The sequence below is a fragment of the Maribacter sp. 4U21 genome (assembly GCF_002742365.1).
Taxonomy (GTDB): domain Bacteria; phylum Bacteroidota; class Bacteroidia; order Flavobacteriales; family Flavobacteriaceae; genus Maribacter.
Genome location: NZ_MDGN01000049.1, coordinates 1 through 16,364, shown reverse-complemented (window position 1 = coordinate 16,364; position 16,364 = coordinate 1). Strand labels below are relative to the sequence as shown.

Annotated in this window: 1 protein-coding gene; it reads left to right on the top strand. The window is 42.9% G+C overall.

Features of this window, described 5'->3' with window-relative positions; translation table 11 throughout:
* Window positions 1-460 precede the first annotated feature (460 nt).
* On the top strand, window positions 461-16,364 hold a 15,904-nt coding region (locus tag BFP77_RS09800; RefSeq protein ID WP_180272337.1), incomplete at its 3' end, for a PKD domain-containing protein.

Below are 16,364 nucleotides of genomic sequence, written 5' to 3'. Positions count from 1 at the left end.
GATAGCGCTATTTTCAATTCGTGTAAGAGAATTACAATAAGGTTAATATGAATTCGAAAAAATAGGATTTCACTTTTTGAAGTTGAACCTAATTAATTTGCATTTCATCGAATAAGTTAATAAAATTTAGTAAAGGCGTTCGTTCTATTTCTTTTTTTTCTTAATCTTGGTTATTATTTTTTATGTATGGTTGGTCGCTTAGACCGATTCTTTCCCCCCGTAATTAAATATGTAATTCGTACCCCACATACGAACCTGAACATACCTACCCATTTGCTTTGGTTATTTAACCAAACAAATTTGAATGACACAAAATTACTTTAGTAGAAATTTACCATTTCTACCTTCTAAAAATTCGTATACACAAATATCATCAAACGATATTTTAAATTCTAAGGGCGGTGCCAATTCTGGTACTAGTCCATTTTCTCTTGTACATAGTTTTAATACATTATCCGTTATGAAAAATTTTACGCTTCTATCCATTATTTTCTTCTTTACCACAGTTGCGTTTGCACAAACGCCTTGTGGTACCATCAGTCTTTTGGATTGTGACCAAGTAAAAGTTAGTCTTCCATTTAACTTAAACTTTAATGGTACCGATGGTGGTTTACTTTCTACCGGCTTCACGATCGTAGATCCGCCGTCATCACCATTAGTTGATGATGAGGCAAATAATGATGCTACCGTTACTGGACTAATAGTATCTAATTTGGAAACTAACGGGGGTTTATTAAATGTAACGGCAACTAAGGGGATAAATTTTCGGCAACCCTCAGGGGGACTACGTAGTAACAATACCAATTCCCAAATGAACGCCTTGGGGGTTGGATTTGCGGCTTCCACCAATATAATCAATATCGAGGCTACCTTGGCCCAACCTAATTTTGATACCTCTACCCCTGATAATCGAGCGCAACAAGCAGGGATTTGGGTAGGTTTAAATGAGAACAACTTTGTTAAACTAGTTGCCGTGAATAGAAATGGGACTAATCAGAGTTTTCAATTGGCACTTGAACAATCTGTTGACGCATTACCGGGGGCAAATCAGAATCTTACGATTGAGGAACTGAATACTGCGGATAATATATCAGCATCAGGAGCCACGATCACCTTACGATTATCCATAGACCCATCTACCAATTCTGTAACAGGGTTCTATTCCTTGGATGGGGCAACCGAAGTGCAAGTCATCGGTGCTACAAATGCTTTAATCATGCCAGCATCATTTCTAGCAGGTGTAGATCATGACAATAGCACTATAACACAAGCGTTGACCTATGCAGGTATTATGACTTCATCACGGAATTCTACAGGGGGTTCCTTAGAGATTGCTTACGAGAATTTTTCTGTAATTGAAGATGTTCCGGTTCCACCAGCCACGGTAACAGCTCCTTATCGGGTGAATGTTGCGGGGAGCGATTATATGTTCAATGGTAATCTATTTCAAGCGGAGGATATTTCATATGTTGCAGGAACTTCAACTACTAGTACAAATCCCTACACCGTGGTTGGTGGAAATGGGGATTTATATATCCCCAGGAGGCTCGGAGCAGATTTCGGATATGCCTTTCCGATTGCAAACGGTACTTATACGATTGCCTTGCACATGGTTGAAAACCTTAGGACAGCACAGAATACAAGAATTTTTGATGTCATTATCGAAGATGATGTAGTAATTGATGATATCGACCTTTTTGTTACCGCTGGTGAAAAAACACCTTATATTGAGTCCTTTGATGTTACGGTGTCTGATGGTGAACTCAATATTGACTTTTTGGCCACCGTTGATGAGGGAATTGTCATGGCTATTGAGATTTTACCTGTTGCTTTAAGCGATGCTACAGAGATACTTACTTTCGCTATTACCGGAGAAACAGCTCCAGCGAGTATAGATACAGGAGCAGGAACCATTAGTATAGAAGTAGAAAATGGTACCGGACTCACTGGTTTAGCACCTACGATTACCCTCTCCGATGGGGCAACAATTAATCCCATGGAGGGAATAAATACGGATTTGGATGATGGTTTGGCGATTTACACGGTAACTGCGGAAGATGAAACAACAGAGCAGCAATGGACTGTAACCGTCACAGAAGAAATTATTACCACACTTCCTCCGGTGCTTTCCGAAGAGACTTTTGAAATTTCCGAGTTGGCGGCTATAGGCGATGCAGTAGGTACCGTTGCGGCTACGGATCCGGATACGGATGTAGCTGAGCTCACCTATACTATTACTGCAGGGAACGGTGAAGGTGACTTTGCCATAGATCCTGTTACCGGAGAGATTACCACAGTGAACCTACTGGATTTTGCGGTGACTCCGCAATATGTCCTTACGGTCGAGGTAAGTGACGGGGAGAACCAGGCCAGTGCCGAAGTGACCATTGACCTTATCGATGTTTGTAATCCACTAAGTATTCTTCCATGTGACGAGGTAGTGGTGAGTTTACCTGTAAACTTAGACTTCTCCGCTCCCGTCGCCAATACAATATCGGATATTGTGGATTCTGGAACAGGCTTTACCGCGGTTTTAGAAAATTCGGAGGCAAGAAGAGCCGGTGATATCGCCATTTCTGATACCAGAGTCAATGGCTACGAGCCATCCTTACTTACTTTAGGTAGTGGAACTTTGGCGATTTTATCCCAAGGAGGTATTGCCTATTTAGATCCTCCGGCCAGTAATAACAATAACAATCAAATTAATACGCTAGGGGTAGGTCTGGATAATTTATCCGAGACCATTACAATAAAATCCACTCTATTAAATATAGTCACAGGAACTGGTGCGGCGCAAGCAGGGATCTGGTATGGTTTTGACGAGGATAACTTTGTAAAACTCAATGTCAATAATGATAATGTAGAACTTCGGGTAGAGGTAGGAGGATTCTCTGATAATGCAACACAACAGATACAAGTCAATTCAGTAGGTGTCTCTGGAAGCAATGTCTTACTAGAGATGGTGATTGATCCTACGGTCTTCACAGTTGAAGGTTTTTACACTATAGGAACAGGAACAAGAACGTCCTTAGGAAGCTTGACCCTACCTGCCAATTATTTTACTGGCCGTGATATCAATGCAGCAGGGGGCCAGGACAATGTTTCCTTTGCAGGTATTCATGTCACGCACAGAGCAGGAACACAGTTCACAGCGACCTTTGATGACTTCAGCGTTGAGGCTGCCACAGCAGTGTCACAACCCCCAGTAATATTAGCCCAGACTTTTGAAATTTCCGAGTTGGCGGCTATAGGCGATGCAGTAGGTACCGTTGCGGCTACGGATCCGGATACGGATGTAGCTGAGCTCACCTATACTATTACTGCAGGGAACGGTGAAGGTGACTTTGCCATAGATCCTGTTACCGGAGAGATTACCACAGTGAACCTACTGGATTTTGCGGTGACTCCGCAATATGTCCTTACGGTCGAGGTAAGTGACGGGGAGAACCAGGCCAGTGCCGAAGTGACCATTGACCTTATCGATGTTTGTAATCCACTAAGTATTCTTCCATGTGATCAATTAAAAGCATCACTCCCAGTAGCACTTGATTTTACAACGGCCAACGGAAATCTTTCCGAGTCTGGACTGACCATGGTGCTTCAACCAAGTGCGAGGTTGACCTCAGATGACAACCTTGCTGTTGGCAATCCGGCCATACCTGGATATGGACCTAGCCTAATTTCGCAAGATGCGAATGGATTGACTATTACCAGTACCAAGGGAATCTTTTTCAGTCAGCCACCTACTACCAATAGAAGTCCAAACAGTAACAATACGAACTCTCAAATGAACGCATTGGGGGTAGGTCTACAAGTCCCTGCCGCCACATTTAGCATCAGTGCCAACTTATTGGTGCCCGACTTTTCAGCAAGTACGGGTAATAGTGCGCAGCAGGCCGGTGTATGGTATGGTATTGATGAAGACCGTATGGTGAAATTGGTTGTTTCCAAGACCAACACTACTACCCAACGTATACAGTTACAGGTCGAGGATCTGACCAATGACCCGGGATCGATTACCGAGGTGAATTTGGACGGGCTTTCCTTTAACGCGGGCGATTCTTTAAGATTACGATTAGAATTTGACACCGTTACCAACACGGTTCGAGGATATTATACCTTGGGGACAGAATCGGAGACCTTGGTGACCGATGGCACTTCAAATTCACTCCCTATTCCTGATTTTTACTTTGATGGTGTTTCATACGATGCCTCGAATCCTTCTGACTTATTGAGTTTCGCCGGGATATTTACCACACATCGCAATGCCGGTGTTGATCAACCAATAATTGTTCTGTTCAAGGATTTCTCGATTGAGCAAGAGCAGATTATCTTGAGTGACGAGACTGATATTGCATCTTTCATCATGACCGAGCAGATAGGGGATGCTGTCGTTGACGAGACAGTACACACGGTCACGATAGAGGTAGACAATGGAACCGTACTGACCTCGCTGACTCCAACAATAGATGTATCGGCGGGAGCTACGATTAGTCCCTTGTCAGACACAGCTCAAGATTTCAGTGCACCTTTCGTTTATACCATAACTGCCGAGGACGGTACCACCACTCAAGACTGGACCGTCACGGTAACAGAGGCCGCTCCTCCAGCATCGACGGATACGGATGTGGCTTCTTTCTCAATCACCGAGCAGACAGGTGATGCAGTCATTGACGAGACGGCTCACACTATTGCCATAGAGGTGCTGAACGGAACCGTACTGACCTCGCTGACTCCAACCATCGATGTATCGGCGGGAGCTACGATTAGTCCCTTGTCAGACATAGCTCAAGATTTCAGTGCACCTTTCGTTTATACCATAACTGCCGAGGACGGTACCACGACACAGGATTGGACTGTGACGGTGACCGAAGCATCCGCACCTTGTAATCCACTTAGTACTCTACCTTGTGATCAAATTGTGGTCGATACCCAGGTAGACCTAAGTTTTGATGGTTCTGAGGATGGCTTGTCCAATACCGGCTTTACCATGGTGGACCCTTATTCAGGAACCCGAGTACCTCAGGATGGAACACCAAGCAACCCTGCTGTACCCGGTTACGAACCGGGCAACATTTCTCTTGTAGGAAACAATTTGGTCATTAGTGCCAACAAGGGTATTTCCTATTTGGACAACAATGCCCAAATCAATACTTTGGGTGTTGGTCTGCAAGATATATTTGGTACTTTAACCATTGAGACCAAATTACTGGCAATTACCACTGGGGGAAATGCAGCACAGGCAGGGCTATGGTTTGGCACTGACGATGAAAATTTTGTAAAACTCAACGTGAACGGTGATAATATCGAAATGCGCCGCGAAATTGCCGGTGCTTCTTCCAATGTAGGAAACTCACCCGATCAGATTCAGGTGATTGCAAACGCTTCCGGGGCGGATGTTACCCTTCGTCTAGTAGTGGATCCAAATGCGGAAACCTTAACGGCCTTTTATTCTCTGGACGATATAAATTTCACGCAATTAACAAAAACTGGATTTGACAATCTTGCATTGCCATCAAGTTATTTATCAGGAAAAGAGATTGATGCACAAGTTGGACTGGCCTCATTTGCAGGAGTTTATGCTACACATAGAGATAATTCAAATAGCTTCGATGCCACTTTTGATTATTTTAAGGTAAACGAGGAAGCCGTTCAACCTACTCTTACCTTTGATGTCACTGAACTTAATTTCACAATCGAGGAGAACGGTACGGTAGCGGGTCAAACCGCAATATTGACAGCAACCCCAGAAGACCCGAACCTTCTAATCGATTATTCGCTTGAGTCTGGCCAATCTTGGGTTGTTACGCCTTCTAGCAGTACTACAGGCGAAGTGATCTTTAATATAAACGCCACTGGATTAGCTTCTGGAAGCTACAACGAAATTGTAAATACAATTGATGACTCTGGACTTGGCTACCAAAATACCCAGATTACGATAAACTTAACGGTCACTCCTGCATCAAATGATTTTGCCGTAAACATCAACTTTTCTGACCCTGCCACCAATACCCCACAAGATTATTTAAAAGATTCGGGTGAAGCTTTTGGAGACAGAGAAAATGGGTTCAACTATGGTTGGTTGGAAACTGATGGAGAAACCGTTTTGGACCTGACAGCCAATTCAAGGTTCAGAAATATTGCAAGTGTTGGTGTTCTGGAAAAGACGCTCGTACATATGCAGTATGGTGATATAGTAAATGGAAACAACGGTGTTGATACTGAAGGAATATGGGAAATCGAAGTCCCCAATGGAACCTATCTTGTTACTGTGGGGGTGGGAGACCCAACGGTTGATGGTGATGATAATGATACGCCTACACATAATATCAATGCAGAGGGAATTACGGTTATTGATCAGTTTTCCCCAACAGGAGCGGCCGGTGCAAGTACTAGGTACACCTCAGGTTCTGCGACCGTAGTTGTTAGCGATGGGCGCCTGACTTTGGATGCAACAGGTGGTTTCAACACAAAAATTAATTATGTTCAAATTGTTTCCTCGGATGACCAGGCTCAAGCGCCACGTGTTGTAGGCATCATCCCTGCCGATGGATCCACCGGGGTTTCAGTAAACACGAGCCTTTCGGCAAATGACCTTTTCTTGCCAAATGGTACGCCCGATGGGAATGGCAATATCGTTTTTGGTGTTGACAATGCAACTATCACGACCAGTACGGTGCAGCTCTTTAAAGTTGGCAGCAATGTTGCGCTGCAAGCAACTGTAAATGGAACAGGTGGAGGAGATGCCATCAATTTAAACCCTGTACAGCCTTTGGAGGCCAATACAACCTATCGCTTCAGAATTGACGGTGTAACGGATTTGACAGGAGAGGCTTTTCAGGTTTTCGAATCTATCTTTACCACGGGATCCAGTAACACTGGCGGTGGAACGGATTTGGGTAACGTAGGTTTTGACAATGAGGGGGTCGTAGGTTCAGGAGGTAAGTATACCACATTGACCATCGGTCCAGATGGCAAGCTCTATGCCCTTAAGATAGATGGTGACATCCATAGGTATACAATAGCTTCAGATGGGACTTTGGCGAACGAAGAAGTCCTAACTGAATGGAAGAACGCCTATGCATCTAGGGCAGCGATTGGATTGACCTTTGATCCCAGCGCTACCTCTGGTAATCTTGTTGCCTACATATCGCACCAGTCAGGTGCATTGAGCGGTGCTCCGGAGTGGGATGGAAAAATATCCAGAATATCGGGTGCCAATCTTCAAAATGAAGAAATTTTGGTCACAGATCTCCCCAGGTCGATAAGAGACCATTTGACGAACAGTATTGCCTTTAGGCCAGGAGAGCCTAACATGCTTTATTTCAATCAAGGTAGTAACAGTGCTGCAGGCGCACCCGATAATTCGTGGGGCAATAGACCTGAAAGGCTATTGTCAGCCGCTGCCTTGAGGTTGGATTTGACCAAATTGCCAAATCCACTTCCATTGAACGTAAGGACAACACAAAATATCGATGCCATAAAAGCGGTCAATGTAAACTCGCCAACTCTTGATGGCCTTTATAACCCTTATTATGTTGATGCCCCCTTGACTTTATATGCTACGGGTATCAGAAACGCTTATGATTTGGTGTGGCATTCAAACGGTCAGTTGTATATACCTACCAATGGCACTGCAGGGGGTAGCAATGCGCCAGCATCAATAGATGATATGCCAAGACCTGATGGAACCATTTATGACCATGACGATCAAAGTGGTGATTATCCTGTAATTCAAGCATCCAACGGAAACAATACACAAAGGGACTGGCTATTTAGGATTGACCCAAATTCAACCATTGGTTATTATGGGCACCCAAACCCGTTTAGGGGGGAATTTGTCTTAAATAGAGGGGATGCAGATGTGAACAATGCGGCCTATAACAATGTTGTCGCTGATATCAACTATCGCGGAGCCGCTTTTGATTTTGAATTCAACAAGTCGCCCAATGGGGTTATCGAATACCAGAGTACTGCCGAAAACGGTAATCTTCAAGGTGCTATTTTGGTATGTAGATATAGTGGGCGCAGTGATATAATCGCCTTGGTTCCTGATGGACCAAACGGAGATATCGATACGTTCAGTGAAAGTATTCCGGGTTTTGGTGGTTTTGCGGAACCGTTGGATTTGGTAGAAGATGTGACCAATGGAAATATCTACGTTTCGGACTACGGTAGAAGTCAAATCGTACTTCTCAAGCCAAAGAACGCCACAGCTCCCGCACCTATCATCGTCGTAAATACTGAAGAGGTCATTGGAGATGCCATTGCCAGTGGTAACGATACTTTTGAAGAAGAAATTTTAATTTCCAATCTTGGAAATGCAAGCTTGGATAATATTCAGGCCCAAATTACTGGGGTAGATGGTAATGATTTTGAAATAATTGGTTTGCCAACGAGCATTTCGCAGCAAAATTCAGGGTCATTCACGGTAAGTTTTGATCCAAGTAGTGTTGGACCCAAAGTCGCTTCATTAATAATCACGGGAACAGATGGCGATCCTGTTACCATCAATTTGAGAGGTTTGGGCAAAACAGGAACCGGAGGCCCAAATGAACCTTCATTACAATGGATATTGGATACCCAATTAGGTGCCGGTATCGTAAACGTGGGTGATGACGATCCCACCACCAACATTATCACTTCTACAGGAACATACAATGTGCTATTGGGCGACGAAATTGATGCCCAAACTTTTGAAAGGGCAATTGAGGCACCCATAACACTCGAGGTGTTGAGTGTTTATGGCCCTACAGCAAATGACCCAATAGTTGCTTTTGGTTGGTATCCTGCGGGAGATACAAATACATTGAACCAAATTTTTACAGTAGATAACACCCCCACCAGTAATGGCCAGACCCTAAATGCACCTGTAAATGGTGTGTTGGAGTTTGATCCGGGCATTCAAGAATTTGGGTTCTACAATGAGTGGCCTTTCTTTAACAATAGACAGCTATTCAGTGAAGATATATTGAATACGTTTAATGGAGCCATACCCCATCATGTAAGGGTATATGAACTTCCAGGTGAAGACGATGCATACATAATTGCAACAGAAGAGCATATACAAGGATGGGATTATCAAGATATTGTGGTAATTGCAAGAAACTTAAGACCTGCGAATGACGAACCGGTTGCTGGTTGTACGCCGATTAGCATTCTGGATTGTGGTGAAATCGAAGTGGCCCTTCCATACAATTTGACCTTTGATGGCGAAGAAGGAGGTTTGGCAGACACTGGTTTTACAATGGTAGATGATCCTTCCGCCAGAATACCGGAAGATGGCTCAATTTTCAATACAGATGTTCCCGGTTTTGAACCAAATCAATTGACACTCTCCAATGGAAACTTGATTATCACGGCAAATAAGGGTATTGCATATGTGAAACCTGCAGCAAGTACAGAAACCAATTCACAGATTAATACGCTGGGTGTGGGTATTGATGCTTCATTATATGGCAATTTCAGTATTTCCACCACTATCGTAAATCCGTATACAGATACCGATAATGATTCTGAACAAGCTGGAGTTTGGTTCGGTCTTGATGAAGACAATTTTGTGAAATTGGTTGCCAATGGTAATTCACAAGTTGAACTGAGGTCTGAGTTGGCAACAATTTCTGCAGACACCGACCAAGTGATAGTTACTGTTCCAGATTTGAATATAAGTTCTGTGAAACTTAGACTTTATGTTGATAAGCTCAACGATTTATTGGTAGCCTTCTACACATTAAATGGTGGTGCGGAAACCGAACTTGGTTCCTTACCATTACCAGATTCGTATATCGATGGTAACGAGGATTATTTGGATTTAAGTTTTGCTGGAATTTTTGCCACCAAAAGACGCGAAGATGCTGGTACTTTAGTAGCATATACCTTTGAGGATTTTGGCATACAATCTGATAATGTAGTCACATTTGAGCCTGTAAACATCAATTTCTCCAGAGCGATTGATATTCCACCGGCCGGTTATGAGCAAGATGCAGGATTGGGCTATGGTCTTCGTGATAACGGATTGACCTATGGTTGGTTAACAACAGACGGCGCTACACCTCTTGATTTGTCTTCCAATGCACGTAACCGTGAGGTGGATGGTGTCGATATTTTACAGAATACTTTAAACCATATGCAATATAGCGATGTTCCGAACGGGAACAATGGAGTGGATACGGAAGGTATTTGGGAGATTGAAGTGCCTAATGGCAGTTATATTGTATCGGTAGGTGTTGGAGATCCAAACAATGAAGACGTTGTGGGTACTGGACACACAATTAACGTAGAGGGTGTAAATATCATTGACAGATTTGTTCCTTCTGGTGCCGTAGGGGCACCGACTAAATTTACTTCAGGCAGTACTACGGTTTCAGTAACCGATGGAAGATTGACCATTGATGCCTTTGGGGGTACGAACACCAAAATTAATTCTTTGGAGATTGTCCAAAGCTCAACAAGCGATCAACCTTTTGTTACGAACGTTACCCCTTTTGACGATGCCACTGACGTTGCCCTCGAGGAATTCCAGGTTAATGTGGAGTTTGTTGTTCCATCGGGTTATGAACTCGATGAAAATACGCTTTCAGGTAATGTAAATCTATTTGAAGTTACCGCTGGAGGGGAAGTCAACATTCCTTCAAATGCAAATGATTCAGGAGGAGGAGATATTATTGTATTGACTCCTTTGAGCGACCTCAAAGAATTTACGACCTATGTATTTAGATTGTCAAGCAATATTGAAGCCAATTTAATCGGCGATGTAAATGATCGGCTTTCATTTATTCCATTCGAATCCACATTTACAACTGGAGAATTTGACGATACCTCGGTGCCGACCCGAGATTTGACAGGAGTTGAGTTTACAAAGGTATTTGGAAATACAAATCTAGGCCCGGGCACTGAAAATCAACGTTTTTCAAGTTTGACTGTGGGTCCTGATGGAAAACTATACGCAAGTACAATCGGTGATTTCTCCTCAGATGGTCAGATTTTCAGATGGGATATGGCACTTGACGGCACTTTGAGCAATCTAGAAATTTTGACTCCTGTATTACAGGGAGCTCCTCATCCTATTGATGGTTCCAGAAATAACAATGACCGTCTGATTATTGGTTTTGCCTTTGATCCAGCTTCAACAGCTGACAATCTTATCGCCTATGTAACACATAGCACAGCTTCAATAACCAATGGTCCTGAATGGGATGGTGTGTTGACCAAGTTAAGTGGGCCAGACTTGTCAATCGTGGAAGATTTGATTATCCATTTACCCAGATCTACAAAAGACCATTTGACGAATAGTTTGGCTTTTGATGATGCTGGCGACTTGTATATCACTCAAGGTAGCAATTCAGCTGGAGGCGAGCCAGATGCTGCTTGGGGCTTTAGAGCTGAGCGTTTATTGGCAGCGGCCATTTTAAAGGTGGAGTTGGACAAATTGAACGGGCCATTACCCTTGAGTGCATATACTACCGATGATATTTCGGTAATAAATAGTGCCTCGTCAAATAGTTTGACGATGAGCAACGGTACTTACAATCCTTATGCGAATAGTTCTCCTTTGACCATATTCGCCACGGGAGTAAGAAATGCCTATGATCTGATTTGGCATTCGAATGGATGGTTATACATACCTACCAATGGTACGGCAGGTAATAACAGTAGTTCACCAAATTCTCCATCTACGGATGACTATCTTCTTGCAAGGAGAATTGACGGTCTGACTTCTATAACTGACGTGCCCGCCTTAAACGGTGGCGAAACCCAAAAAGACTGGTTGTTCAAGACGCAGGGAGGAACATATCATGGTCATCCAAACCCATATAGGGGGGAGTTTGTCTTAAATCACGGAGGAGCTCCTTATAGCGGTGTGCCTGGTCAAACGGGAACGGATACCGATGTGTCCAAATATCCTGATAATTTAGGACCGGATCCTAACTACAGCGAACCAGCCTACGATTTTGCCTTCAACAAATCACCAAATGGTGTCATCGAATATAAAAGTGATGCCTTTGACGGTAAGCTTAAAGGATTACTTTTTGTTGCGCGTTTTAGCGGACAGGACGATTTATTGGGTCTCGATCCGAAACTGGATGGGGATATACAAGATGCTTATAACGGTATTCCAGGCTTAAGCGGTTTTGATGATCCACTTGATGTTGTTGAAGACCCGCTCACGGGTAATATGTACATTTCCGAATACGACCGCGGTGGCGGTGGTATACCGAGACTAACCTTGTTGAGGGCCGGTACGCCCGCAACCGTGGGGCCAGAAATTGTTGCTACACCTGATGAATTGATTTTTGAAGCTACCAATAATGCTGATCCTATCACCAATCCTAATGAAGGTCAAAATACGGATACTCAGGTGGTTGAAATAAGTAATATTGGAAATGATGTATTGAATATTACAGCTGCTTCAATTGTGGGAACCTTTGCTGACCAGTTTAATGCGGTAAGTCCAAGCGGCGCCCAAACCGTAAATTCAGGTGAAAGCATTGAATATACGATTACTTATACACCTGATTTAAACAATAGTGATTTGGGTTATCAAGAGGCAACTCTTGAAATCGTAAGCAATGATTCTCAAAACCCAACTTTTTCAGTTGGCCTTCACTCCCTTAAAAAATCAGGATATGAAGGTCTGGATGAACCGCCATTACAAGATGTAGTAAACGCTTTGGGTATTGGCATTGATGTAGGTTGGGACAACCTTGCAGTTGGCACAAGCCCGACCCCCCAAGGCGAAGAAGTTAGTGTGGATTTATTCGTTAAATCAAGTGATAATCCTGTCATTATTACTCCTGTTGGGCGTTATTCGCCACCAGAAGAAGTGCCTTTTGGTTGGTTTACTGATTCCGGTAATTCATTAAATGAAGTTGGTGTTTTGGCCAATGGCATAGACAATGCTCAAACTTTGTTCCCATCGTTGGAGTCAGGTAGTGATGAATTTGATCCTCAAGGTGCAGTTTTTGGTATTTATACAGATTCTAATTTCTTCCAGAGAACAAATTATACCGAAGACGCCATAAATACTGATGGTGTAGCACATAGAACACGTATATATCCAGTTAAGGATAGGGAAGGTAATATTATAGAGAACAGTTATTTGGTTGCCTTTGAAGATGCAAGTAATGGGGACTATCAAGATTATATTTTTGTAATTCAAAACGTAGTACCGTTTGAAGACGGAACCTTGGTTTTAGATTTCAATCCAGAAGAACTTGATTTTACAGCGGCCATAAATCAGGAGAATGTTCCAACACAGAACATTACTTTAACGAGTAATGGAGCAATTACAGCCCAGGAGGTAACATTGGTTGCTTCTGAAGATTGGTTAATCTTACCCGAAGCGGAATTGGGTACACCAATGGCGATAGGTGTTGATTCCGAAGGCCTGGGAATAGGAAATTACACCGCAACCTTTACAGCTTCTGCACCTAATTACAACGATGTGGTAGCGAACGTTAGTCTAACTGTCACCAATGAAATCTTATTTACGTACCAATTTAATTTCCAAGACCCCGACGATATTATTGCTTCACCAGCTGGTTACGTTGATGATATTGGCTTGCCTTATGGTGTGCAGACTACCACTCAGGGTGACATATCATTTGGTTGGGTAGAACCAGGAACAGAAACACCGGCAGATGGGTCTGCGAGCGCAAGAAATCGAGGTGGTGATGCCCTTTTGAGCACATTTAATATTATAGGTCATGGTAATCAGGCGGTAAATCCAACAAGAGACTGGTTGGTAGATGTTCCAAATGGTTCCTATTACGTGAATATAAGTGTCGGTGATTCCGATTTTACCGATAGCAACCATGTTTTGGACGTGAACGGTGTTACTGTAATTGATTACGATCAAGAAAATACCACAAATGGTCCAATTAATTTTGAAAATACAGAGTTGGTTGATGTTACCAATGGTAAACTCAGGCTATCTTTGGGTGCGGGTGGTGAAAACACCAAGCCGAATTATATCAGATTGGCACCGATTGATCAAGCACTGGTTCCGCCAATAATAACGGCTTCTTTTGATGGTAATATCAGTGCCCTAGACACGTATAGGGGGTCCGTTGAGATTACTTTAGAGGCCACCGATCAGAACGGAAGCGGTATTTCCAGTATAGAATATGTTTTGGATGGTGGAACTTCGGTTGCTTTTACAACACCATTTTCCGTCATGGATTTGGGAAGCCATACATTAGAGGTCACTGCAGTTGATGGAAATGGAAATACAGCTGTTAAAAGTTACAATTTTATTATTGAGGCTGCCACCGGAGCACTATTGGCCATTGAGAATATGACCAAAGTACCCGGTACGGATAGAGGATTCCCTGCAGAAGACTATTTTACCTTTCATAATGTGGGCAACAGGGATTCTAGGCCAACAGCAGGAATTTTCGACACGAATACTATGCGTATTAAAAACAATGGTAGTGGCGTTCTTATTATAGATGATATAATTCTTCCATCCGTTAATAATTTTGAATTTGAAATTTATAGTGAAGCACAAGTACTGCTAACAGAATATCCAATTGCGGTGCAACCTGATGAATTTATCGATTTGGAAGTTAGATTTATACGAGCTGTTGGAAATCGAGGAACCTATCGAGAGGAAATTACTTTTGTCTCTAATGCAGATAATCCCTTAGAATCTGGTGCTACCCTTCACGGTGCTTACCAAACAGCTTATGAAGGAAATTCTGAGATTACAGCACAGGAAGTTATCGATGCATTTGGTTTTCAAACATCTATGTTGAGCATTGTAAATGACGAAGGTACTATTGTTCCACCTAATCCTAATCCTAATAGGCCTAGCTCTAATTTTCCAATTGCGGAGAATATCGAACAAGGTTATGAAGGTGATTTAATATTTACTGATGCATTTGTTCAAGCCGACCCATTAAAACCTGTCATAGGAATTCAACTAGCCGCATTGCATGGTCCCGGTCAAGCTGATGCAGAATTATTACAAGCAGGTGGAAATAATAGAGTTGGTGGTGTAAACTTTGCACATGATGGTAGTTGGTATCAAACCTTGTTACCTCGTAGTTCAACGGATTTGTCGGTCATGAATTTTGATGTTGCAAATACAATTACAGAACCTTTCAGAATCGTAATTGGTAATAATTACCCTTCAGACGGTGGAAACAGCATAAACAACCGTAGACCGGATTTATTGGGAACTAGGGTATACAAGGTGATTGACAGAGATGGAAATATTGTGCCAAACGAATATATCGTGGTACAAGATTATATAGCAGGTGGTTGTGGTGCAGGTTCTGCCAACTGTGATTGGAACGATAACACCTTCTATTTCATTAACATACGGCCACAGGCTGAACCTACAGCTCAATCTATTTCAGATATTGTAATGATAAACGGAGAGGCCATCAATGAAGATATTGCTGTAGCTTTCGATAAAGGTTATGCAGGTAATAAGCTGACTTATACCGCTACTTATGACGGCGGTAACATTCCTGCATGGTTGAATCTTAATCCTGAGACCGGTAATTTAACAGGTATTGTCCCTGAAGATGCTAGTGGTAGTTTTACCCTTGAATTGGCAGGTACGGATCATAATGGAGTGGTCGCTGAAACTTCGTTGAAAATAAGTATCAATGAACCACCCGTGGCAGTGGACGATTCATACATTACCGAACAGAATACTTCGATTAATCTCTCAAACCTTTTGGAAAATGATTCAGAACCAAATGGAGATTCATTGAGTATTGTCTCTATCGAAAATCCAGTTAATGGCGATGCAATTCTTAATGAAGAGACCAATACTGTTTCCTATTCTCCAAATCTTGATTTTGTCGGCGTAGATTCTTTTACATATGTCGTTTCGGATGAAAGTGGGTTGACAAGCATTGCAACTGTTGTGATTGAAGTCGTAGAGGTAAATCTACCACCTGTTTCGGTTGTTGAGGCATTCCCTACGTCAGGTGAGGCGCCACTTCTTGTTCAGTTCATTGGATTTAATTCAAAGGATGACAATAATGACATTGTTCAGGCTGAATGGAGTTTTGGTGACGGCAGTCCTAACCTATTTGGAAATATTCAAAGCCACACCTACACCTCAGCTGGTACCTATGAGGCAACATTTACGGTAACAGATGGTTTTGGGTTATCAGATCAAGAAACAATCACTATAATTGTTACTTCACCACCAAATGTAGATCCCGTTGCGGTTGCTGATTCGGATGTGACCGAGGGCCTTGCGCCATTGGCTGTAGGTTTTGATGGCAGCGGTTCCATTGATGACATTGGCATAGCCACTTACACCTGGGACTTTGGAGACGGTGCCACGGGCACCGGCGAGACGGTTTCGCACACCTATACCGTTGCGGGCATCTACACGGCCA